The sequence below is a fragment of the Geobacter sulfurreducens PCA genome (assembly GCF_000007985.2).
Taxonomy (GTDB): Bacteria; Desulfobacterota; Desulfuromonadia; order Geobacterales; family Geobacteraceae; genus Geobacter; species Geobacter sulfurreducens.
Genome location: NC_002939.5, coordinates 3,481,175 through 3,503,147 on the forward strand (window position 1 = coordinate 3,481,175; position 21,973 = coordinate 3,503,147).

The following is a 21,973-nucleotide window of genomic DNA, read 5'->3' on the forward strand; positions in this document are numbered from 1 at the left end:
ACACAAAAGGAGAACTACATGTCGAATGAAGCATCCGTAGCACCGAAGGAACGGGTGAACATCGTCTACCGTCCCGCCGATGGCGAAGGGCGCGAGGAAGTGGAGCTTCCCCTTAAAATCCTGGTGTTAGGGGACTTTACCGGGCAACCGGACGAGCGGCCCGTGGAGAAGCGGGACCCGGTGCCAGTGGACAAAGAAAACTTCAGCGAGGTCATGAAGGCCCAGAGAATCATGCTGAACATCGCCGTCTCCAACCGGCTTTACGATGCACCCGACGAGGAGCTGCCGGTGAAGCTGAAAATGGAATCCCTGAGAGATTTCGGCCCGGAGGCCATTGTGGAGCAGGTCCCGGAGATGAAACGCCTGTTGGAGTTGCGCGAGGCACTGCGGGCGCTGAAGGCTCCCCTCTCCAACATTCCGGACTTCCGGAGAAAAATTCAGGAACTGGTCACTGACGATGCCGCCCGCGCCAAGCTGCTGGCTGAAATAGGGATCGAAGGGTAAGGAGGAAACAATGAGCTCAGAGATGAACGGCACTGCCCCCTTTCAGGACCAGGGTGCGACTGACGTGTCGCTTTTGGAGGATATCGTCCGGGTCACTAAACTTCAACCGGCCGACGAAGCTTACTCTATCACCAGAAGAGGGGTCGCGGCCCTCATGGCCCAGCTTCTGGAGCCGGGAGCCGAAGCCCGGAAGGTATCCAAAGCAGTGCTTGATGACATGATCGCCGAAATCGACCGCAAGCTCTCCCTCCAGATGGACGAAATCCTCCACCACCCCCAGTTCCAGGCACTTGAATCATCCTGGCGTTCGCTCCACTTCCTGGTAGATCGAACCGACTTCAGGGAAAACAACCGGATCGAATTCCTGAACGCCACCAAGGAGGAACTGCTGGACGACTTCGAGGACGCGCCCGAGGTGGCCAAATCGGGCCTCTACAAGACCGTTTACTCCGCCGAGTACGGTCAGTTCGGCGGTAAGCCGTTCGGAGCGATCATCGGCAACTACGACTTCGGTCCGGGGGCCCAGGACATAAAGCTCCTCCAGAGCCTGGCTGCCGTAGCCGGGATGGCCCACGCCCCCTTCATGGCCGCCGCATCTCCCCAGTTCTTCGGCTGTGATGACTTCACCGCCCTGCCGAATCTCAAAGACATCTCATCGATCCTCGAAGGCCCCCAGTACGCCAAGTGGCAAGCGTTCCGCGAGAGCGAAGATGCCCGCTACGTGGGACTGGCCCTGCCCCGGTTCCTCCTGCGACTCCCCTACGGCGAGGCCACCAGGCCGGCCAAGTGTTTCAACTACGAAGAACAGGTCTCCGACAGCCACGACCGCTACTGCTGGGGCAACGCAGCCTTCGCCTTCGCCACCCGGCTCACCGAGAGCTTTGCCAACTTCCGCTGGTGCGCCAACATCATCGGTCCCCAGGGTGGCGGAACGGTGCATGACCTGCCGCTCCACCAGTACCAGGCAATGGGAGCCATCCAGACCAAGATCCCCACCGAAGTGCTCATCAGCGAGCGCCGCGAATTCGAGCTGGCCGAAGGAGGGTTCATTGCCCTTACCATGCGAAAAGGCAGTGACAATGCCGCCTTCTTCTCCGCGAACTCGGTCCAGAAACCGAAATTCTTCGGCAGCTCCAAGGAGGGAAAAGAGGCCGAGCTCAACTACAAGCTGGGGCTCCAGCTCCCCTATATGTTCATCGTCAGTCGCCTCGCCCACTATCTGAAGGTGATCCAGCGGGAGCACATCGGCACGTGGAAGGAACGGGGCGATCTGGAGAATGAGCTCAATCTGTGGATTCGTCAGTACGTCTCCGAGATGGACAACCCCATGCCCGGCGTTCGCAGCCGCCGTCCCCTGCGCCAGGCCGAAGTGACCGTTGAGGAAGTCCCGGGCGAACCGGGCTGGTACCGGGTGGGCCTCAAGGTCACCCCTCACTTCAAGTACATGGGGGCATACTTCACGCTGTCACTGGTGGGGAAACTGGATAAAGAGTAGGGACGCGACAGAATCCGAGACTGTGCCTGCAATGCGGACCATCAGGGGCCGCAATTTAACATCACAAGGAGGTAGCAGCAGATGGCAATGCCCGCCCACATGACCCTGACTGGAGAAAAACAGGGAAAGATCGACGGTTCCTGCGAACTGCAGGGGCGCGAAAACACTATCCAGCTTTACGAAATGAAGCACGACATCCACATGCCGCGCAATCCCCATGACGGCCTGCCCACCGGCAAGCGCGTCCATGGCCCCCTGTCGATCGTCAAGATGTTCGACAAGAGTTCGCCGAAACTCTATCAGGCCCTCTGCACCGGAGAGCACATGAAAAACGTGCAGATCAAGTGGTACCGTATCAACAAACAAGGGCTGGAAGAGCACTATTTCACCACCACCCTTGAGGATGCCATCGTGGTCGAGATGAAACCCTACATGCCCATGACGCTCCTTCCTGCGAACGAGCCCTACGGCCATATGGAAGAGGTGGCATTCTCCTACAAGAAGATCAAGTGGACCTGGGAGCCCAACGGTATCGAGGCTGAGGATTCCTGGAGCGTGCCCAAGTAGTTATTTTCTGATGGTATGCCCTCCTCGGCGACGGGGAGGGTGCATTTTCAGATAATCTCAACATTGCAACATGGCGTGTGCATTACCCGAAGATGGCAAAGCAATTGCGAGGTAGCAAATGAGATTCTGTGGCGTGTGTGTAGCTATCTATATGCTACTGCTCGGGGCTGTCTCGGCCCACGCTGACCAGCAGGTGACTTTTTCTGCCACAAAGCACGAGCGAGAGAGAAAAATCGTAAAGACACTGTTGAAGAAAGAGATCCGGGAAGCAAAGACCCTCTCGAAAGAACCTGTTCAGATCGATATTGCACTGGCCGACCTTAATCACGACGGTACACGTGAGATTCTGGCATATGTGCGACAGTCTCCCTATTTTTGCGGCACTGAAGGGTGCTGGTTCGTGATTTTTAGGCAAGAAGGCCGAACATGGCGTAACATACTTCAGTTGATAATTCAGGAAAATGTCAGCCTATCCAGCATTTCAACATCAGATTTTGTTGATCTGATTGTGGAAGACAAGTCAGTATGGAGTTGGCATGATTACAAATACGACTTCTCGCATAAACTTCCATGATTCATTCAACAACTTGATACCGAACAGTAATAATTTCCATTGAGGGCGTATGCCGTGAGTAAGACGTTTGAGGATTTTTTGACTGCTTTGGCACAGAAAGAGTCGAGCAGGAGATATGACATCGAAAACTACAGTGGCTATTTGGGTAAGTACCAAGTGGGGGAGTATGCCCTGATCGATGCGGGATATTATCTCCACGATGGAACGGGCGCCAGGAAAAATGCAGAAGGCAAATACGTTGACAACGATTGGATCGGTCACTGGACGGGACGGAAGGGCGTTAAGAGCAAGGTGGATTTTCTCTCTGCCCCTGAAGCCCAGGAAGACGCAATCCGGCACCACGTGGCCAACCTCTGGAAACAAATCAAAGCGTTGCATCTGGATTTGTACGAGGGCACAACGGTCAACGGGATCGTTATCACGAAATCGGGAATGATCGGAGGAGCCCATCTGAAGGGGGTCGGAGGGCTGAAAAGTTATCTCAAATCTGCAGGCCGCAACATTCCGAAAGATGGAAACGGCACGTCCATTGAACACTATGTGTCAACGTTTGGTGGCTATGATATTGAGAGCATTCTGAAGGAGGCATGCGGAGCAACCGACAACGCAGAGAATCACCGAGCCATGACCACTGTTGGTCAATCCCGATCAAAGACTAAATTGGCGAAAAAGCATGTTGGAAACGGGGGCAACGCTCAACATTATGTTGTAAGGCCTGGAGATACCCTGTCTAGAATTTCCCGCATGCATAACCTCTCAGTGGCCGAAATACTTACGGTTAATCCCTCAATAACCGACAGGAACCGGATAGCTGTCGGACAGAAGTTGGTAATCCCTTCGGACAAAACTGCCAGTCACAGTTACGGCAAGACACCCTATGCGCCTGCATCACATCCTCAAGTTGGCTCAACACCTCGGCAACCGTGGTGGGGAGAAACATTTGTCGGAGGATTCCGCAAGAAATGGAACTGAGGGGGTCATCGCCACCGCCTCTCTGAGCAATTCGTAAGTTTCACGAGGAAAACGCCATGACAATCCAAAAGGCCGCGGCAAGCCTCCTTTCTCAGGGCTCAACATCAAGCTTTCAGTTCGAGATTCCCGCCACCAGGCACTTACTGTCGGTAGCGGGATTCACCGTCGACGAGCGTATATCCCATCCCTATGACATCCACCTCACCCTGGCCACAAAGGACAATGTGGATCTCGACGAGGTGATCGACAAGGAAGCCGTGCTTTCCGTAGATCATGAGGGCGGAACGCGCTATTTCCACGGTGTTGTCCGGGAATTCACCTCTCTCGGGACGGACGGCGACTACGACCTCTACCACGCCCACATTGTGCCGGCCCTGTGGTTCCTTTCGCTGGAGCAGGATTGCCGTGTTTTCCAGTTCAAGAACGTTCAGGACATAGTCGCCGAAATCCTCGAAGAGAGTAATATCACCAGTGACCGCTACCGCTTCGCACTCTCCAGGGAGGACCGCCTGCGCAAATTCTGCGTCCAGTACCGGGAAACGGACCTGAACTTTGTCTCGCGACTTCTCGAAGAGGAGGGAATCTTCTACTTTTTCGAGCACTACGAAGACAAGCACGTCATCGTCTTTTCCGACACCGGCTCAGGCTATCTCTACATGCCCGGCAAGCGCCAGATCCCCTTCAACACCAATGACGGCATGGTGCCCGGAAAGGAGAGCGTCTTCGACTTCATCTACTCGCGCCGCGTTCGCCCCGGCAAGGTGTCACAGCGCGATTATTGCTACAAGCACACGAACCTCGACTTGACCACCCAGCGGCAGGGAAAGGTGTCCGCTCAGCGGGAGGTCTACGACTTCCCCGGCAATTACTTCAATGAGGAACGAGGTACCTATCTGGCCAACGTCCGCCTGGAGCGATTGCTGGTGCTCGGCGCGACCGCAGAAGGGCAGAGTTCGTGCCCTCGCATGATGCCGGGACACGAGTGGGAACTTTCCGGCCACGATTATGCCGGGAAGTATCTGCCAGTGGCAGTCATCCATCATGGCGCTCAGCCCCAGGTGCTTGGCGAGCATGCCGGAGATGGCGGCTTTCGCTACGACAACGAATTTATCGCCGTGCCGGCCGCCGTAACGGTCCGCCCCCAGATTGTCGCCGGCAGGCCCGCCATCGTCGGACTCCAGACTGCCGTCGTTACCGGCTCGCCCGGCGAAGAAATCCACGCCGACCCCGACGGCTACCTGCGGGTGAAAGTGCAGTTTCCCTGGGACCGGCGTGGCCGGAAGGATGGCAGGACCTCATGCTGGGTCAGGGTCGGCCAGCCCTGGGGAGGCGGTGGATGGGGAACCCAGTTTCTGCCCCGTGTTGGAGACGAGGTGCTTGTCACGTTCCTTGAAGGCGACCCCGACCGCCCCATGGTAATCGGCAGTGCGTACAACTCCGAAAATCAACCACTGTACGCTTTGCCCGCCAGTAAAACCCAGAGCGGCATCCGCACCCGCAGCTACCCAAACGGCGGTACTGACAATTTCCATGAACTCCGCTTCGAGGATAAGAAGGGAAGCGAGGAGATCTACCTGCAGAGCGAAAAGGACTGGAACATTCTGGTTAAAAACGACAAGGGGCAGACTGTCGGGCGGAACGAGAGCCTGACCGTCGGCAACAACCGCTCAAAAACGGTGGGGGTGGATCAGAGCGAGAGTGTCGGTGTCAACAAGTCCATCCAGGTAGGGGCAAACCACAACGAAAGCATCGGCGCCAACATGACTCTGAGCGTAGGCGGTTTCAAGAATGAGACTGTCGGCATAAATTCACTCGAAACAATCGGCGGTGCAAAGGAGCTAGCCATTGGCGGCCTCTACCAAGTTGCGGTAGGCGGCGTCATGAACGAGACGGTTGCCGGCGCCAAAACGGAAGAAGTCGGACTGGCAAAAGCGGTGTTCGTCGGCAACAACATGAGTGAGAACGTAAAAGGTGACAGAACCACCAATACAAACGGCAACTACACGGAAACCATCAGCGCCAAATATTACGCCAAAGCTGACGAATATGTCATCGAGGCGCCCAAAATCACGCTTAAGGCCGGTTCTTCATCCATTGTCATGGATGGGAGCAGCATAACGATCAAGGCGAGCAAAATTTTCCAGAATTGAACCCAGGGCCACGGGATATGCGGAGAATGATGTGAGAAAAAAGGCTTCAGCTATTTCGTTTGGAATTAACGGCACCCTGTCGGAAGGGTTTCGCGTCGGCCGCATCGTTTCCGCAACCGACAACAGGTTTATCGTCGATTACCCGGAGAACTCTCTGGGTCCCATCGCCGCCCGGCTCACGACCTCGGTGAAAAACCGGCTTCTGGACACGGGCAACCCGGCAGAGGAAAAGAAATTCTCCTGGCATTTGAGAACAACGATCCCGGACAGCCGATCATTGTCGACACAATGTACTCACTACTTGATGAGATCGCCGATGCGACAGCGGCCGAAACTGCGAAGGCCGTTCCGAACGAAGTGATTGTCGACGGGACGCGGATCACGTTTGATGCTCGGGAAGAAATCGAGCTCAAATGCGGAAAAGCCAGTATCGTTCTCACCAGCGCCGGCAAGGTAATCATCAAGGGAGCCTACCTGCTCAGCCAGTCTTCTGGCGAAAACAGGATCAAAGGCGCGTCCGTTGGAATCAATTGAATTATCACACTACTCAACTGATGAATCCAACAATATCATCCATATTACACCAACTTGCCGAGGAGGCAGCGTTTCTTTGGCATCTTCGAGGTGGCATCCTGCAATCTCCGCATTTTTCTCTGAGTGACCTCGAACGTTTCGATGAACGACTTGAAGCACAGGTCGATGGCTTGCGGGTGGGCGGCGACGCGTCCTGGGAGATATGCCGATCTGCGCTTCCGGGCGACACGGTCGAAGGACTCTTCGCCCCGGCGGTATTGGCCTTCGAAGGCGTCAACAGTGAGCACCTTCAGCAGGTCATGGACGCGATGGGGACGGATCGGGAGAAGGCCCGCGCCGTCATTTCCGCACTGGGGTGGCTTCCCTACGAACAGGCCAGGCCGCGCATAGAGCAATTACTGGCAGATGAATCGCCCTTTCATCGCTACATCGGCATGGCGGCTTGCGCCATCCACCGGCACGATCCGGGCCCACAGCTGACAAGAGCCGTGAACGATACCTCCCCGTTATTGATGGCCCGCGGGCTCCGTGCATACGGGGAGTTGGGCAGAGGTTGCGAACTGAATGATTTCAGGCTGCAAGAATACTTGACGGACCACGACGACGAAATCCGTTTTGCCGCCGCATGGTCCGCGTCCCTTGCGGGCATTGGCACAGCCGTCGGCGTGCTGAGAAGTTTCGTCGCATCCTCATCCCGATATGCCGAGAAAGCCCTGAACGTTTCCGTGCGGTGCATGCGCCCCGAAAGCGCACGTGCCTGGCAACGGGAGCTCGCTCAATCGTCTGAAACGATCAGATTTGCTGCGATATGCGCGGGGGCTCTGGGCGATCCGTCCCTTGTTCCGTGGCTCATCGACCGGATGGATACGCCGACGATCGCACGAGTGGCGGGTGAAGCGCTCACCATGATAACCGGCATCGATATCGAGCTCGAAGAACTGGCAGGCTCACGGCCCGAAGGCTTCAATGCCGGCCCCACCGATGATCCGAAGGATCTCAATGTGGCCATGGATGCCGATGAAAACCTCCCCTGGCCCGATGCCGACCGGGTTGCCGCATGGTGGGGCAAGAATAAAGGCCGCTTTCAAAGCGGAACCCGTTACTTTCTCGGGAAGCCGGTCTCGCCTGAACATCTCCGGCTGGCTCTCAAAACGGGCCTTCAGCGTCAGCGTGCGGCTGCCGCCCTTGAGCTGGCGCGAATGAATCCTGGGCGACCGATGTTTGAAGTGCGGGCACCAGCGGCCAGACAGCGCAAAGAGGTTGCGGCCATATGAGGACCCTGGCGATTACCGGGGCAAGCTGCGTTACTGCCGTAGGGCATGACGGCCCCTCGACGGCGGCTTCAGTCAGGGCGGGAATCTCCCGCTTTGCCGAGTACGACGACTATCGGGACGAAAACGACAACCCTATCACCGCGGCGCGAATCTGTGGGATTCATGACAGCTGGGATACCCCCCAGCGGATGGCCGGTGTCGCCGCTCTTTGCCTTGAAAAGCTCCTTGACGAGTATTTTCGTCGAGACGCACGTAGGCCTTCACAGATCCATCTCTTCCTTGGAGTAGCCTCCGACGAACGGCCCGGTCCGCGCTATGAAGAAAGCAGCCTGTTCCCGTTGCGCGGGATAATCGGGAAATGGACGGACAAACCCGGCCTTCAGGCTATCCGCCGGGGAAACGCATCCATGATGTGCTCCCTTGAACAGGCCGGTCGCCTGATCGACAGCAATCCCGACGCGGTGTGCATCGTCGGCGGAGTTGATTCATTGCTAAGAACCTCGACCCTGAATTGGTTCGAAAAGGACTGCCGCCTCAAATCCGCAAGCTATGGCCGTCACCAGGGGCTCATTGCCGGAGAGGCGGTCGGGTTCATGGTCATTGGAGAACACGCAGGAGCAAAGCAGGCAGACAGGCCGATCCTCGGGAGTATTGCAGGGCTTGGGCTGGCAGTAGAACCAGCGCCGCGGGCATCGAGCGCCCTCGGACGAAACAGCGGGCTCACCGAGGCCTGCCATGCCGCCCTGAGCGGGGTGCAAAAAAAGGCGATCCGCGCGATATTCAGCGATCTCAATGGTGAAAACTCCCGAGCAAGGGAATGGGGCATGGCCGAAATGCGCTGTTTCGACAAACCGGATGAAAGCAGGCGGCTCTGGACGCCGGCTAACTGCTACGGCGACATCGGCGCCGCCAGCGGCGTGGCCTTGGCAAGTATTGCCATGCAAGGGCTTGTTCGTGGATGGTTGCAATCGCCGATACTGGTAACCTGCTCCGATGACCATGGGCCATGCGGTGCCTTGGTATTGGAGAGCGAGAAATAGAATCCCCAAGGAGGCGATCGTGGGAAAATCAACGGTTTTCGTTAACAAACAGGGAATGAGCAACAAAGGGAGTGGAGCTGTTGTCGTAAGCGGTCCGGATGTCTGTCTTACCCCGATGGGCACTACAGTCGTACCGATACCCTATACCAACGTCGCCAGATCGGCCAGTCTCGCCGATGGCACAAAGACGGTGAAGATCGACGGCACCATGGGCGCAATCGATGGGTGCTGCTATAAAAAAAGCAGTGGTGATGAGTCTGGCAGTAAAAAAGGAGTTGGGTCGGGCACGATACAGGACAAGGCCGAGTTCATCAACTACTCATTCGATGTCAAGATTGAGGGGAAAGGGGCATGCCGCAACTTCGACCCCATGACGCAGAACAATAAAAACGCCATGTAAGCACGAGGTTTCCTCGGCCGCATCGCCACAGTTTTCGGGAGAGCACAAATCATGGGAGTGAACAACGATTCCAATGCCGGGCCGTCGAGCGGCGAGCAGAAAGTTGTGCCCGATAAACGGACCTTTCGCCTTAAGGTGGTCGAGTATCTTTCGTGGGACACATGCGATGAGAACAGCCGGACTTTCAAACTCGGTCACGAAGACAACAAACCCATCGGCGGCAGAGTATTCAAAATCAAGATGCCGGACGGCAGCATCGTTGAAAAGTCTACCGACGAAAAGGGAATAATTGAACTGACTGATCAGGACGCCAATGCAACGTTCGAAGTCATCTTCGAACCGGAAGAAGCCGCCCTTAACAACAAATACACCCTTTTCTACAACCGGACGGCTGTAGTGCAAACAAAACTCCCTGGGGACACCCCGTGACAGACGCCAGCCACAAGCGAATCGAGGAAAACGATCCCAAGGGAAAGGTTCTCCAGCACGTCAAGCCCGACATGATGTGTGGCGAGATCCACACTATCAGCATGTACCAGCCGACCGTCATTGTCGATTCCCACATGCACATTCAGAGCGGGCGCTGTGCCCCCCTGCAGTTCGTCAGGGACCAGGGGCCGGGCCCAGTGGCCATGCTGCAGACCGCGACTTCCGCCTCCCGGGGATGGATAGAGGGGAGCGGCCTCACCCTTGGCGCCATCTTTACGGCCTTGCTCGAGCCTGTCTGGGCTCCAGTGCGTGCCGTATCCCAGTTGTTCGACAATTCCCCCCACAATCCTGATGAAGGCATCCTGCAGGCCTCACCCTTAATTGATCTGGTAGCACAGCAGAAGAAAAAAACCATCGAGGTTGCCGAAGGCTTCATACTGGAGCGCGAGAAGGTTCTAACCAACTACCTCATGAAGGAAGCCCTTTACAAGGATGCCCCCCACCTCATCTTCACCAGCGTAGTCATGACCATGGACATGGAGTACTGCCATATTGACGGCTACTTCGGTCTCAAGGTCTACAACCCCCTCTATACAAACCGAGAAGACATCGAAGCGAACAAGCCCTGCGCCTACTGGACGCCGCAGCATGGCGAGTGGGTAAAGGCCCCGCGCGACAATAGCGTCTATGTAAGGCGGGACAAGCAGGCGAATACCTCGGAAAAGCACATGACGCCGGAGGAGTTTGATAGCTACCAGGAAGAGGCACGGATAGAAGGAATAACCGCCTCCTACCTGGATGACAAAGGCAATGCCAGAGAGGTGAAAATCGTCGCCGCGCCGGTGCTGCTGCCGGACGCGGAGACCGTTCTCTACGAGAACTGGATAAAGCAGCTGCAATACACCGAGCTTGCCGTCGTGAAATATCCTCTGAAGCTTCTCCCCATGTACCACTTCGATCCGCGCCGCTGGCATCTGGAGAAAAACGCCACCGAGGTGCTCGACAAGGTTGGAGACAGGGGTATCTACCTGGGGTTCAAGATGTACACCGCCCAGGGGTATCGTCCGTGGGATCCGCGGCTGCCGATTCTGAAGGACTTCTACGCCAAATGCTGTCTGCGCGGCACCCCCATCGTGAACCACTGCACCCCGAAAGGGGCTGCCGCCTACGAACGAGATGAATACTTCGGTTTCGAACACCCCCTCGACGGGGAGAACGACCGGAAACAGAAGCAAGACAAAAGGTCGGCCTACTTCAGCAGGCACTTCGTCTCCCCCCAGGCCTGGAAGGAACTGCTGGACGGAGGCGCTGAACTGGTGGATGGACGGATGCACGTATCGTTTAAAAACCTGTACCTCTGCCTGGCCCACTTCGGCGGGCCTACCGACCTGGGCATGGAATGGAACCGCCAGATTATTGAGATGATCGAAAGCGGGGAATACCCCAACCTCTACACCGACATCTCGTCATCATTCGCCGACAGCGGATTTCGCAAGGATTTCAAAGCCATCATCCGGAAGCACCCAAAAATCAAAGACCGCATCCTGTTCGGCACCGACTGGTACATGACCTTCGTCTACAGCGCTCCCTTCGTGGGCAAGAATCTGTGGGACTACTGCACGGAAACCAAGAAGTTCCTGGATGACTTCGATACCAGCCTCTGGCCGGCCTTCACCCAGTATAACCCCTACCGCTTCTATCGGCTGGATCAGCAGATTGGACGGATTGCGGAGAACATCATTGAGATGCGGGCGAAAGATAAGAAGATTTTAGAAGTGCTCGATGAACTCGAGGAGTATCAAATCAATGAAATTCGTAGAGAAGTTGCCTGGATCAAGTTTGCCAATCACGGCCATGTAATATTCAAGGAGACACCATGAACTACTTGAAATGGCTATATTTTACTTTGATCAGCATCATCTTGTTTTCCACAAATGCGATCGCTCATGGAGGTAGTCAAATGGAACCCTCTTATCTGTACGAAATACAAGACTTCACATCTGCGCAGTCTCTCGAACCCCGAATTTTCACGATTGGTGGTGGCCTATTCGGCGGCTACCGCAACGTTTCTGTCTTTCCAGTGCCTTTTGATAATGCTGTGGGAAGCAACGACATGGGCAACGCCATTACCATCATCTCCTTTCCCAAGGGGAAGATCGATTACGACCGCTACTTCCGCAATGCCGCGGACGACATGAGCGGCGGTGGAGAGTTTGTTTCGCAAACCGCCAAGGATATCCTGGGCTACGGCCAGGTTCGGCGTTTCCTGTTGTTTGACTTCAAAAAGAAACTGCACCGGGAGTACCGCATAGTGTTTCCAATTACACAATACATTGAAAAAATCGCTCTAGCCGATTCAGAACGCAAACGGTTTCTGTTTGAAATAGAATCGCAGAAGCGTAATGCCAAAGAACCATTCGATTCAAACAACTTTTTACAATTGATTGATTTGAGTGATGATAAGCACAAGGTAATAAAGGAAGTATTTAAGCCGGCTGGTACAATATGGACAACTACGAAAGAGAGAGTATTTCTGTACCATATCTTAGAAAAGAAACTTCAAGTTTTCGACATGAAGCTGGAGGTGGCCCACCATCCGCTGGAGGATGCTCTAAAGCAGTATAAAGACAAAATTGATTTTTCACGAATATATGTTCATCCCCAATTCCCCTTTGCTATTCTTCGCGGGAAAAAAGGGGCCGTCTATATTGGGTGGGAAAAGAAAAATATACCAGTGCCACATTTGTTGATAAGTGGTGCATCCCAGTTTGTTATCTCGCCAGATGGTCAATGGGTCGTTTTCAAATATGAACGCACAGGTGCTGCCAAGACCTACCTCATGCCCGTATCCGAAAAATACCCCCATTACCTGGGTTCCCCCATCCTGCTGGCAGATACGTATTTCGATGAAGGAAAATTCGCCTGGACCACCAACCCGACCGGTTTTGTCGGTTCAAGACTTGACAAGATCTACCACTGGGATTTGGAAAACCGGGACTTTCCCGAAAAGGGCAAGATGTCGTTCCACGACTACATCGTTAAGAACGATCTGGAAAAGCTGACCAGAGAGAAGAAGCAGGGACTTGGGAACAAGCATTGAATGCCGCGACAAGACATTGGCGTATCGTGCGATGGTTCAGGCGTATTGCTGCGTGATGACTGTTTCAACAGCCTGCTGCGATATCAACGAGGTAAAAAGTATGGCAAAGACGTTGCGGCTCATCCTGTCCCCTGGTGATCAGCCTGCTCTGGATTATTACGGCCGGTACACTGACCCATCTGCGGTTGGCGGAAATTGTTGTGGATGCTCTGCAGCATAACGTTAGAAAGAGACAGACCGGATGGACCTCCTCAACTCCACCCCCTTCGCCGCCACCCCGCTCTTTCTCTCCGACCGCCACGGCGCCGAAACGCTCCTCGTCATCGTCAAGGGAACGTGGCGGATCAATCGGGACGGAACCCTCTCCGTGGCGGAAGAGCAGGTGCCAATCCGCTTCGAGCCTCTCTACTCCGGCGATCCCGCCTCATCGAGTCTCATCCACGACACCGACATCATACTGGAAAAGCCGGGGACCGACTGCATCCTCCTCGGCCACGCCTGGGCGCCAAAGGTGGGAGTCGAGTCGGTGGATGTGACCTTCGCCGTGGGGCCGGTGCGAAAGGCGGTGCGGGTCTTCGGCGAACGGATCTGGATGAAGTGCCTGGGAATGGTGTCGATGTCGAGAGCTGCTCCGTTCGAGAAGATTCCCCTCGTCTGGGAGCGGGCCTTCGGGGGGGCGGATACGAGCTGGCCCGACCCGAAAAACCATGAATTCTGCCTCGAAAATCCGGTGGGTAGGGGCATTCTGGCGAAAAGAACGAAACAGGAGATCGACGGTCTTCGCCTTCCCAACCTGGAAGACCCGACACATCCCATAAGAAAGACCGACGACCATCCCCGGCCCATGGGGTTCGGGCCGATTCCGCCCCACTGGCAGCCTCGGGCGAAGTACGCCGGCACCTATGACGATCACTGGCGAAAGTACGTGAACCCCCTCCTGCCGGAGGATATGGATTCGCGCTTCCACTCGTCCGCACCACCGGGCCTCATGTCAAACCGTCACCTGTCGGGCACGGAACAGGTGCTTGTCGCAAACGCCTCGCGCAACGGCAGGCTGGAATTTACCCTGCCCGGCATCGCACCCCGCGTCTCGGTGGCGATCGGAGCGACGGTCCATGAACTGAAGATGCAGCTCGATACGCTCATCGTCGAACCGGACGAGGAGCGCCTTGTCCTTGTGTGGCGCGGAAACCACAATGTTCATGGGAAGCTTCACAGCCTGAAGAGGGTATGTATCGAGGCGAGATGAAAGGTCCCCGCTGACTGGCTGCGAGCGCGTGCAGAGGGAAAATTCCGGCAAACGGCACGGCTGCGCCGCCATTGACAGCGGTTGTTCCACTGCTACAATGGACTCCATTCGACACACAAGGAGGCTTCACATGGCACGAATACCGACGGTTGATCAGGATTCATGCATCAGCTGCGGGCTCTGCGTATCGACCTGTCCGGGAGTGTTCCGGTTCAACGAGGACGGCAAGTCGGAGGTGTATGATCCCAACGGGGCCAGCGAGCAGGAAATTCAGCAGGCCATCGACGGGTGCCCGGTTCAGTGCATCAGTTGGAAAGGATAGCCATCAACCACGGCTCGGAGTGATGGAGAAGAAATCCCTCTCCGGCTGGAAAGGAGACCATGGTCCATGGAGCGTTGGAGATGTACCATCTGCCAGTACGAGTATGACCCTGAAGCGGGAGACCCGGAAAACGGCATAGATCCCGGCACGCCTTTCGAGGAGTTGCCCGATGACTGGGTCTGCCCCATCTGCGGGGCGGGCAAGGATCTGTTCGAGCCGGCCTGATCGGCGGCTCCCATTGTCACAGCGGCATAAGCCTCCCGCACGGGAGGCTTTTCATTTTTTAGCCGCTTGGCTGGATTCCTTGATAATGTCTATCTGTGTACTGCCCTTGACCACCCGTACCCGCCAGACAAGGCCACAGTCGCCGCACTCCTTCACGGGCGACTCTTCCGAGCTGAACCCTTCCGAATGCATGTCGATCTGGACCGCTGTTCTGCTGCCGCAATGGGGACACTTCATCGTTTTCTCCTTTCGCCCGGCCGCCGTTGGCCGACGATCTCGCCGTGCATGAAAGCCGGCGACCTGAACTAAATGGTTATACAGTATAGCAGCAAACGGAGGAAATGTAAGACCGGGACGCGAAGTCGCGCGGGATAAGTACTCCACGGTCGTTGCGCTTGATTTTTCGCCGGACGGATGCAATACTCGCTGACAACTCTATGGTTTTTTGGAGGTTACTGTATGTTCGGATTCGGCATGCCAGAGCTTATCGTGATTCTGATTATCGTTCTGGTGGTATTCGGCGCGGGACGGCTGCCGGAAATCGGTGGTGCACTCGGCAAGAGCATCCGCAACTTCAAGAAGGCGTCCGAGGGGAAAGAGGAGATCGAGATCAAACCTCAGAAGAAAGACGAACCCAAAAAAGACGCCTGATCCGCTCGAACAACACAAAAAGGGGCCGGCAATCCGCCGCCCCCTTTTTGTTATGCATCAGGCTCCATCCCGCCGCGCCGGACGTTTTCTCCCGAATCTGCGGCGCAACCGGCCCACTGATTATGTGCCGCTTTTTTTCTTTCCGGACGACGAACTCTTTTTCGTCGATTTCTTTTTCGTTGTACTCTTCTTGGCGGAGCTTTTCTTGCCGGACCTCTTCTTGGAAACGGCGGACTTGCGCCCTTTGGTCCCTTTCTTCTTCACGTACCGCTTCGGCTCCGGGCTCAGCTCATCCTTGATGTTGCTGAGAAGAACAGCCGTCTCTTCCATGCCAGGGTCGGCCTTTTTGGCCGCTTCCAGGGCCTCCTTGGCCTCGGTAAGTTTGCCGGTTTTCAGATAGATGCGCCCCAGGGCGTTGAGAGCCTTTGCGTGATCATCCTTGAGTTCGGTCGCTTTCCGGTAGCTCACCTCGGCTGAATCGTAGTCCTTGCGGAATTCATGAATGAGCCCGAGCTTGTAGTGGCTCATGGCATCGTTGGGAGCCAATTCGACCCCTTCCTGGAGAAGGGGGACCAGTTCATCGTATTTCTTCTCCTTGACGTAAATAGCTGTCAGGATGTTGCGGGCCTCGGCATCGTCTTTTTTGATGCGGAGCACCTCGCGATACTGCTTGGACGCGTCGTCCATCTGGTTCAACTTGCGGTAGACGGCAGCGAGTTCCCGATGGGCTTCCAGGTTGTCCGGGTCCAGTTTGAGGGCCTCGTTGTAAGAGGCTATGGCATCCTTGGTGTTCTTCGAGGACATGAAACCGCGGGCAAGCTTGAGATGGAGGACGGGATTGCTGTCGCCCCGCTTGAGGAGTTCGCGGTACTGCTCAATGGCTTGGGGATGGCTGCCGCGCAGGGTGTAGATATCGGCGAGTCGGCGCCGGGCGTCACCGTGCTCGGCAGAGAGTCGAACCGCCTGTTTGTATTCCACCACGGCCTCGTCGATGAGCCCCTTGCGCTCGTAGATAATGCCGAGGTTGTAATGATTAGCGGCATTGCCGGGCTTTACTCGCAGCAGTTCGCGGTAGGATGCAATGGCATCGTCATCGAGCCCCGCGGCTGCCTGGGCACCGGACAGCTTATGCAGCACCTCCGCGGACCCGGGACGCTCTTTCAGGGCAGCACGGTACTCCTCCACGGCCTTGGGGAACTCTTTGGCTGCCATCCGTTCGTCACCCCGACGGAGGTATTCTTCGGGAAGGACGCCTCGTTGGCGCCCGGAAAGGGTGTATTCGTACTCGGCGGCCTTGCGATCACCAAGTTTTTCATATGCTTCTGCAAGGAGGAGGTGGATGCCGCGGTTGCCGGGATTGGCCAGTTGGGCCTGCTTGAGTTCCTGGACCGCGCCTTCGGTGCGGCCATCGGCCAGATAGAGAGATGCGAGGGCAAGGCGGGCATTTTCATTGGCCGGAGCAACGGTGAGGGCCTTTTTCAGCTCCTTCTCCGCCTCTTCCTTTTTGCCTGCCTGCCGGTAGACCTGTGCGAGGTCCACACGAATCGACGGGTCGTCGGGGAGTTCGCGCAGGGCTTCGGCATAATGATAAAGGGCTAGGGAATAGAGGGAGCGTTCAGCAAAAATTTTGCCGAGGCCCTGATGATAGCGGGGCTTGGAATCTTCGGCCAGGGCGCGGGTCAGTTCCACCACGGCCTCGTCGGCGGAACCCTTGGCCAGCAGGGCCAGGCCGAGACTTCCTTGGGCATCGGGAAACGAAGGGTCCATCCGGAGCGTTTCGCGATATTCCGTCACCGCCTGGTCGAAGCGTTTTTCACGCTCGGCCCGGAGCCCCTTGACGAAATGGCCGGCAGCGCCGTCGGAGCAATATTCGAGGATTCGTTTTTCAGTATTCGCCCGGGCGTCCTCATCCTCGCCCGAAAGTGATTTGACAAGCCTCTTCGCCTCCCAGCACCGCTCCTGGGCGGCAACTGCCTCCCCCCCCAGCGCGGTCGCGGCCGACAGGGAAAGCACGAAGAGTGTAAGGTATTTTTTCACAAAGGTCCTCCCAGAGTGGTTTGCTGCGAACTCGCCGCAACGTGAGGTTCGCAAGGGTCGGTGCCTGGCGGGCAGGCCTGGGCCGGAACGGATAATGCGGGTATCGTCGGGAGACGGAAACCGTAGGGGTGCTCCGGGCGGAGAAAACACGCGGCGTGAGTCTGTGGCGCCGCAGACCCCGTGGGAAGGAGAAGGCAGCCACCGGAGCGACAGGGTCCGGACGGGAAGGGGCGGTGCGGACATTGTTCCAGCCAGAATTGACGACGGGCGGATTATACACAGACGTCAGCCAAATTTCAAATCATTGTCATGCAATCCCAAGCGGCAAGCCGAGTTATACCGGTTTTCGCTGTTGGGCTCCGGAGGGTATTACCTTGACTTCACGGCTAAAGATGATTAAATCTTCAAAAGCCGGAAGGGTGGGCACGAAGATGTGCGCCCTCTTCCGGCCTTTCTGAACTCGCGGGGTGAACATGGCCGCATCTCCCAAGGATCCGCTCGACTGGGCAGCACTGCTGCAGCTCCAGATGGACGAGGCGTTCGACTTCATTCTTCGCTCGGAAGCCGGCAGCGTCGCCGAATGTGATCTTTCGCCGCCCGTCGATATTTTCGAGACGCCGGATGCCTTTTCCGTGGAGTTCGACCTTCCCGGCACCGATCCCGCCGACTTGTCGCTGAAGCTTTGCTGCAACATGCTGATCCTTGAAGGGGTGAAGCGGGACGATTCCCGCGAAGGGGGCAGCTACCTCTGCCTCGAGCGCCGCTTCGGGCGCTTCTGCCGAACCGTCGAAATCCCGCCGACGGTTGATGTAAGCGCCGTCCGTGCCGACTATCGCCGCGGCGTACTGACAGTGACCTTTCCCCGCCTCAGCGACCGGCGGAAGGTCATGCGGGATATACCGATCATACAAGGAGACAACTGATGGATGACCATAAACAGGAAAACGAGGAGCTAAAAATACCGGACGTGCTGCCCCTGTTGCCGGTTCGGGACGTTGTGGTCTATCCGTACATGATTCTTCCGCTTTTCGTGGGCCGGGAGATTTCGATCAACGCCGTTGACCAGGCGCTTTCCAAGGACCGGCTCATCTTCCTGGCCACCCAGAAAGAGATCGGCGACGAAGATCCGACCCCCGAGGGGATCTACCCCGTGGGCACCGTAGCGATGATCATGAGGATGCTCAAGCTGCCGGACGGACGGGTCAAGATTCTCGTTCAGGGCCTTGCCAAAGGGCGGATCACTTCGTTCGTAGAATCGAAGCCCTACTACTCCGTAGCTATCGAGCGGGTGGTCGAGCCGACCCCTCCCGAGGATTCGCTGGAGGTGGAGGCCCTCATGCGGGCCGTGAAGGAGCAGCTCACCAAGATCGTCTCCCTCGGCAAGCCCGTCTCGCCCGAGGTGCTCGTCATCGTCGAGAACATGCAGGAGCCCGGCAGCCTCGCCGACCTGGTCGCCAGCAATATCGGCCTCAAGGTGGAAGAGGCCCAAAAGCTTCTGGAGATCATCGACCCGGTGGAACGCCTCCAGCGGGTGAACGAACTCCTGAGCAAAGAGCACGAGCTCCTGGACATGCAGGCGAAGATCCAGACTGCAGCCAAGGAGGAGATGGGCAAAAGCCAGCGCGAATATTTTCTGCGCGAGCAGTTGCGAGCCATCCAGCAGGAGCTGGGCGAGACCGATGCCAGGTCCGAAGAAATCATGGAATTGCGCAAGGCCATCGAGCAGGCCAAGATGCCTCCGCCCGTCGAGAAGGAGGCCCTCAAGCAACTGGGACGCCTGGAGCAGATGCATCCGGAGGCCGCCGAAGCCGGAATGCTCAGGACCTACCTCGACTGGATGGTGGAACTCCCCTGGAGCACCTCGACCCGCGACATTCTCGACATCAAACGGGCGAGGAATATCCTGGACGAGGACCATTACTACCTGGACAAGATCAAAGAGCGGATTCTTGAATTCCTGGCGGTGCGCAAGCTCCGCAAGAAGATGAAGGGACCGATCCTTTGCTTCGTGGGCCCTCCTGGGGTCGGCAAAACCTCTCTCGGCAAGTCCATTGCCCGGGCCCTGGGCAGGAAGTTCGTACGCATCTCCCTCGGGGGCGTGCGGGACGAGGCCGAAATACGGGGCCATCGGCGCACCTACGTGGGAGCGTTGCCGGGGCGGATCATCCAGGGACTCAAGCAGGCGGGCTCCAACAACCCGGTCTTCATGCTCGACGAACTTGACAAACTCGGCGCCGATTTCAGAGGCGACCCCTCTTCGGCGCTCCTCGAGGTGCTCGATCCGGAACAGAACCACATGTTCTCGGATCACTACATCAACCTCCCCTTCAACCTTTCCAACGTGATGTTCATCGCCACCGCGAACCAGTACGACACCATTCCGGGGCCGCTGCTGGACCGGATGGAAATGATCAACCTGTCGGGTTACACCGAGGAAGAGAAGCTGGAAATCGCCAAACGGTATCTCATCCCACGCCAGACCAAAGAGAACGGGATTACCGGCAAACACATCAGCTTTACCGACGACGCGCTCCGCACCATCATCGCCAAGTACACCCGCGAAGCAGGACTGCGGAACCTGGAACGGGAGATCGGCAGCGTCTGCCGCAAGGTAGCGCGCAAGATCGCCGAGGGGGAGAAGAAACTCTATCGCATCACCCCCGCCACGGTGGCCAAGTACCTCGGTCCGGCCAAGTATCTGCGCGAAGTGGAGATGGAGCACAACGACGTGGGCGTGGTCACCGGCCTTGCCTGGACGCCGGTGGGGGGAGAGGTTCTCTTCGTGGAGGCCACCATTATGAAGGGCAAGGGTGGGCTTACCCTCACGGGACACCTGGGAGACGTGATGAAGGAGTCGGTCCAGGCCGCCCTGTCCTACATCCGCTCCAAGGCACAGGAACTTCACCTGCCTGAGGATTTCCTGGCCGGGGTCGACATCCACGTTCACGTGCCAGCCGGCGCCATCCCCAAGGACGGCCCCTCAGCCGGCATCACCATGGCAACCGCCCTGGTCTCGGCCCTGACCCGCGTGCCGGTCCGCAAGGACGTGGCCATGACCGGCGAGATCACCCTGCGGGGCAAAGTGCTTCCCATCGGCGGGCTCAAGGAGAAGATGCTGGCCGCCATCCGGGCGGGGATCACCACCATCGTCATCCCCGAGCAGAACGTCAAGGACCTGGACGAGGTACCCAAGCCCATCCTCAAAAAGGTCACGGTGGTGTCCGCCAAGGTTATCGACGACGTACTGAAGGTGGCCCTGGAAAGCTATCCGCCGCCTCCGCCCGCCGCCGCCGAGGGGAAACCGGCCGCAAAGGCGCGTACCGCTCCGCGTCGCGGCATAGCGGCTCCCACTAAAGCCACTGCCGCCGGGGCCAAGGGGTGAGACTCGGCGAGATCGGTGAATTCGGCCTTATCGACAGGATTGCCGGCAAAGTAGCCGCCGGTGCCGGGGTTCGCCTCGGCATCGGCGACGACGCTGCCGTTACCGAAACGGAAGCGGGGCGCCTCCTGCTGTCCACCGCCGACATGCTCGTTGAAGGCATCCACTTTGACCTCTCCTTCACCGACCCCTTCAGGCTCGGCCGCAAATCCCTGGCGGTCAACGTCTCCGACATTGCCGCCATGGGGGGACACCCTCGCCATGCGCTGCTCTGTCTTGCCATTCCAACCGATCTGCCGGTTGAATTTCTCGACCGGTTCGCCGACGGCGTCATCTCCCTGGCAGAGGAATTCGGTGTCACCCTCATCGGCGGCGATACCTGCCGCTCCTCCTCCGGGCTTGTCATCTCCATCACCCTCCACGGCGAACAGGTCCCCACACGGATCATCCCGCGCAACGGGGCTCGGCCGGGCGACGACGTGTTCGTCACCGGTACCGTCGGAGATTCAGCCCTGGGGCTCGAACTGCTGCGCAGAGGCGAACGCTCCGGACATGCCGTCGAACGCCACCTCAACCCCTCGCCCCGCGTCTCCGCCGGCCTGAGCCTGGCCGAATCGGGCATGGCCTCGGCCATGATCGACGTGAGCGACGGTGTCCTTGCCGACCTGGGGCACATCCTGACCGGCTCGGGGGTCGGCGCCCGCATCGACGCATCCCTCATCCCCCTTTCTCCCTACTTCAGCCAACGGGCGCCCGACGTGGCACCTGACCCCCTCTCTCTGGCACTGGCGGGAGGCGAGGACTACGAACTACTCTTTACTGCGGCGCCGGGACGGACGGCCGAGGTGGAAACGCTGCTGGCGGCGTGCGGCGTTACAGCGACCCGGATCGGTTCCATCGTTGCCGGGTCGGACGTCACGGTCACCGCAGCAGACGGGACCCTTATCCCTCCGAGACGCCGCGGCTTCAACCATTTCGCGCCGTAAATCCTGCGCCGGCCCACTGCCTCGCGGCATCGCGCGTGCGCCGTCACGGAACACTTCTTGCTGTCTGTGGAAAGACGGATCAATC

General features: G+C 57.4%; 22 protein-coding genes. 20 read left to right on the forward strand and 2 right to left on the reverse strand.

Going from position 1 to position 21,973, the window contains the following annotated elements; translation table 11 throughout:
- The first annotated feature begins 18 nt into the window (after window positions 1–18).
- The 16 genes from tssB to rd all read left to right on the forward strand — a co-directional run bounded on the left by tssB (window position 19) and on the right by rd (window position 14,835).
- The gene (gene tssB, locus GS_RS15920) at window positions 19–504 is read left to right on the forward strand and encodes a type VI secretion system contractile sheath small subunit (protein WP_010943792.1); all 486 of its coding nucleotides are present in this window, start codon (window positions 19–21) and stop codon (window positions 502–504) included.
- A 10-nt stretch (window positions 505–514) separates the two neighbouring features.
- On the forward strand, window positions 515–1,999 hold the full coding sequence (gene tssC, locus GS_RS15925) for a type VI secretion system contractile sheath large subunit (protein ID WP_010943793.1): 1,485 nt from the start codon (window positions 515–517) through the stop codon (window positions 1,997–1,999).
- 81 nt (window positions 2,000–2,080) lie between these two features.
- Window positions 2,081–2,566 (forward strand): Hcp family type VI secretion system effector, encoded by a 486-nt coding sequence (locus GS_RS15930; RefSeq protein WP_010943794.1) that lies wholly within the window; start codon window positions 2,081–2,083, stop codon window positions 2,564–2,566.
- Between the two features lie 151 nt (window positions 2,567–2,717).
- Window positions 2,718–3,140, forward strand: coding sequence for a hypothetical protein (locus GS_RS15935; RefSeq protein ID WP_235044925.1), 423 nt, complete (start codon window positions 2,718–2,720; stop codon window positions 3,138–3,140).
- Window positions 3,141–3,194: 54 nt separating this feature from the next.
- Window positions 3,195–4,112, forward strand: a complete 918-nt coding sequence (locus tag GS_RS15940) for a LysM peptidoglycan-binding domain-containing protein (protein ID WP_010943796.1) — start codon at window positions 3,195–3,197, stop codon at window positions 4,110–4,112.
- Between the two features lie 56 nt (window positions 4,113–4,168).
- Window positions 4,169–6,262, forward strand: coding sequence for a type VI secretion system tip protein TssI/VgrG (gene tssI / locus GS_RS15945; protein ID WP_010943797.1), 2,094 nt, complete (start codon window positions 4,169–4,171; stop codon window positions 6,260–6,262).
- A gap of 288 nt (window positions 6,263–6,550) precedes the next feature.
- Window positions 6,551–6,796 (forward strand): hypothetical protein, encoded by a 246-nt coding sequence (locus tag GS_RS15950; RefSeq protein WP_164930461.1) that lies wholly within the window; start codon window positions 6,551–6,553, stop codon window positions 6,794–6,796.
- 20 nt (window positions 6,797–6,816) lie between these two features.
- Window positions 6,817–8,070, forward strand: a complete 1,254-nt coding sequence (locus tag GS_RS15955) for a TIGR02270 family protein (protein WP_010943798.1) — start codon at window positions 6,817–6,819, stop codon at window positions 8,068–8,070.
- Window positions 8,067–9,110 (forward strand): 3-oxoacyl-ACP synthase, encoded by a 1,044-nt coding sequence (locus tag GS_RS15960; protein ID WP_010943799.1) that lies wholly within the window; start codon window positions 8,067–8,069, stop codon window positions 9,108–9,110. The genes GS_RS15955 and GS_RS15960 overlap by 4 nt, the downstream gene beginning before the upstream one ends.
- 19 nt (window positions 9,111–9,129) lie before the next feature.
- A complete protein-coding gene (locus tag GS_RS15965; RefSeq protein WP_010943800.1) occupies window positions 9,130–9,510 on the forward strand; it encodes a DUF4150 domain-containing protein in 381 nt (126 codons plus the stop codon).
- A gap of 51 nt (window positions 9,511–9,561) precedes the next feature.
- A complete protein-coding gene (locus GS_RS15970) occupies window positions 9,562–9,939 on the forward strand; it encodes a hypothetical protein (protein WP_010943801.1) in 378 nt (125 codons plus the stop codon).
- The gene (locus GS_RS15975; RefSeq protein ID WP_010943802.1) at window positions 9,936–11,819 is read left to right on the forward strand and encodes an amidohydrolase family protein; all 1,884 of its coding nucleotides are present in this window, start codon (window positions 9,936–9,938) and stop codon (window positions 11,817–11,819) included. Before GS_RS15970 ends, GS_RS15975 begins: the two co-directional genes overlap by 4 nt.
- The gene (locus tag GS_RS15980; protein ID WP_010943803.1) at window positions 11,816–13,039 is read left to right on the forward strand and encodes a hypothetical protein; all 1,224 of its coding nucleotides are present in this window, start codon (window positions 11,816–11,818) and stop codon (window positions 13,037–13,039) included. Before GS_RS15975 ends, GS_RS15980 begins: the two co-directional genes overlap by 4 nt.
- 241 nt (window positions 13,040–13,280) lie before the next feature.
- Window positions 13,281–14,288, forward strand: coding sequence for a DUF2169 family type VI secretion system accessory protein (locus tag GS_RS15985; protein ID WP_010943804.1), 1,008 nt, complete (start codon window positions 13,281–13,283; stop codon window positions 14,286–14,288).
- A 130-nt stretch (window positions 14,289–14,418) separates the two neighbouring features.
- Entirely contained in the window at window positions 14,419–14,610 is a 192-nt protein-coding gene (locus GS_RS15990; protein WP_010943805.1) for a ferredoxin, read from the forward strand.
- Window positions 14,611–14,676: 66 nt separating this feature from the next.
- Entirely contained in the window at window positions 14,677–14,835 is a 159-nt protein-coding gene (gene rd / locus GS_RS15995; protein WP_010943806.1) for a rubredoxin, read from the forward strand.
- 51 nt (window positions 14,836–14,886) lie between these two features.
- Here the strand turns inward: rd and GS_RS16000 are convergent, their stop codons facing one another.
- Window positions 14,887–15,072, reverse strand: coding sequence for a hypothetical protein (locus GS_RS16000; protein WP_010943807.1), 186 nt, complete (start codon window positions 15,070–15,072; stop codon window positions 14,887–14,889).
- 222 nt (window positions 15,073–15,294) lie between these two features.
- Here GS_RS16000 and GS_RS16005 point away from each other — a divergent pair, with 222 nt between their 5' ends.
- The gene (locus GS_RS16005; protein WP_010943808.1) at window positions 15,295–15,486 is read left to right on the forward strand and encodes a twin-arginine translocase TatA/TatE family subunit; all 192 of its coding nucleotides are present in this window, start codon (window positions 15,295–15,297) and stop codon (window positions 15,484–15,486) included.
- Between the two features lie 120 nt (window positions 15,487–15,606).
- Here the strand turns inward: GS_RS16005 and GS_RS16010 are convergent, their stop codons facing one another.
- On the reverse strand, window positions 15,607–17,523 hold the full coding sequence (locus GS_RS16010; RefSeq protein WP_010943809.1) for a tetratricopeptide repeat protein: 1,917 nt from the start codon (window positions 17,521–17,523) through the stop codon (window positions 15,607–15,609).
- Window positions 17,524–17,996: 473 nt separating this feature from the next.
- On the opposite strand from GS_RS16010, the gene GS_RS16015 reads away from it, so the two are divergent.
- From GS_RS16015 to thiL, 3 genes are read left to right on the forward strand one after another with little or no spacing between them, the layout of a single operon-like run.
- Window positions 17,997–18,446 carry an Hsp20/alpha crystallin family protein gene (locus tag GS_RS16015; RefSeq protein ID WP_010943810.1) on the forward strand — a complete coding sequence of 150 codons (450 nt, stop codon included), beginning with the start codon at window positions 17,997–17,999 and terminating at the stop codon, window positions 18,444–18,446.
- Window positions 18,446–20,905: an endopeptidase La gene (lon, locus tag GS_RS16020; protein WP_010943811.1), complete on the forward strand. Its 2,460-nt coding sequence runs from the start codon at window positions 18,446–18,448 to the stop codon at window positions 20,903–20,905. Before GS_RS16015 ends, lon begins: the two co-directional genes overlap by 1 nt.
- On the forward strand, window positions 20,902–21,888 hold the full coding sequence (gene thiL / locus GS_RS16025; RefSeq protein ID WP_010943812.1) for a thiamine-phosphate kinase: 987 nt from the start codon (window positions 20,902–20,904) through the stop codon (window positions 21,886–21,888). Before lon ends, thiL begins: the two co-directional genes overlap by 4 nt.
- The last annotated feature ends 85 nt before the right edge of the window (window positions 21,889–21,973 follow it).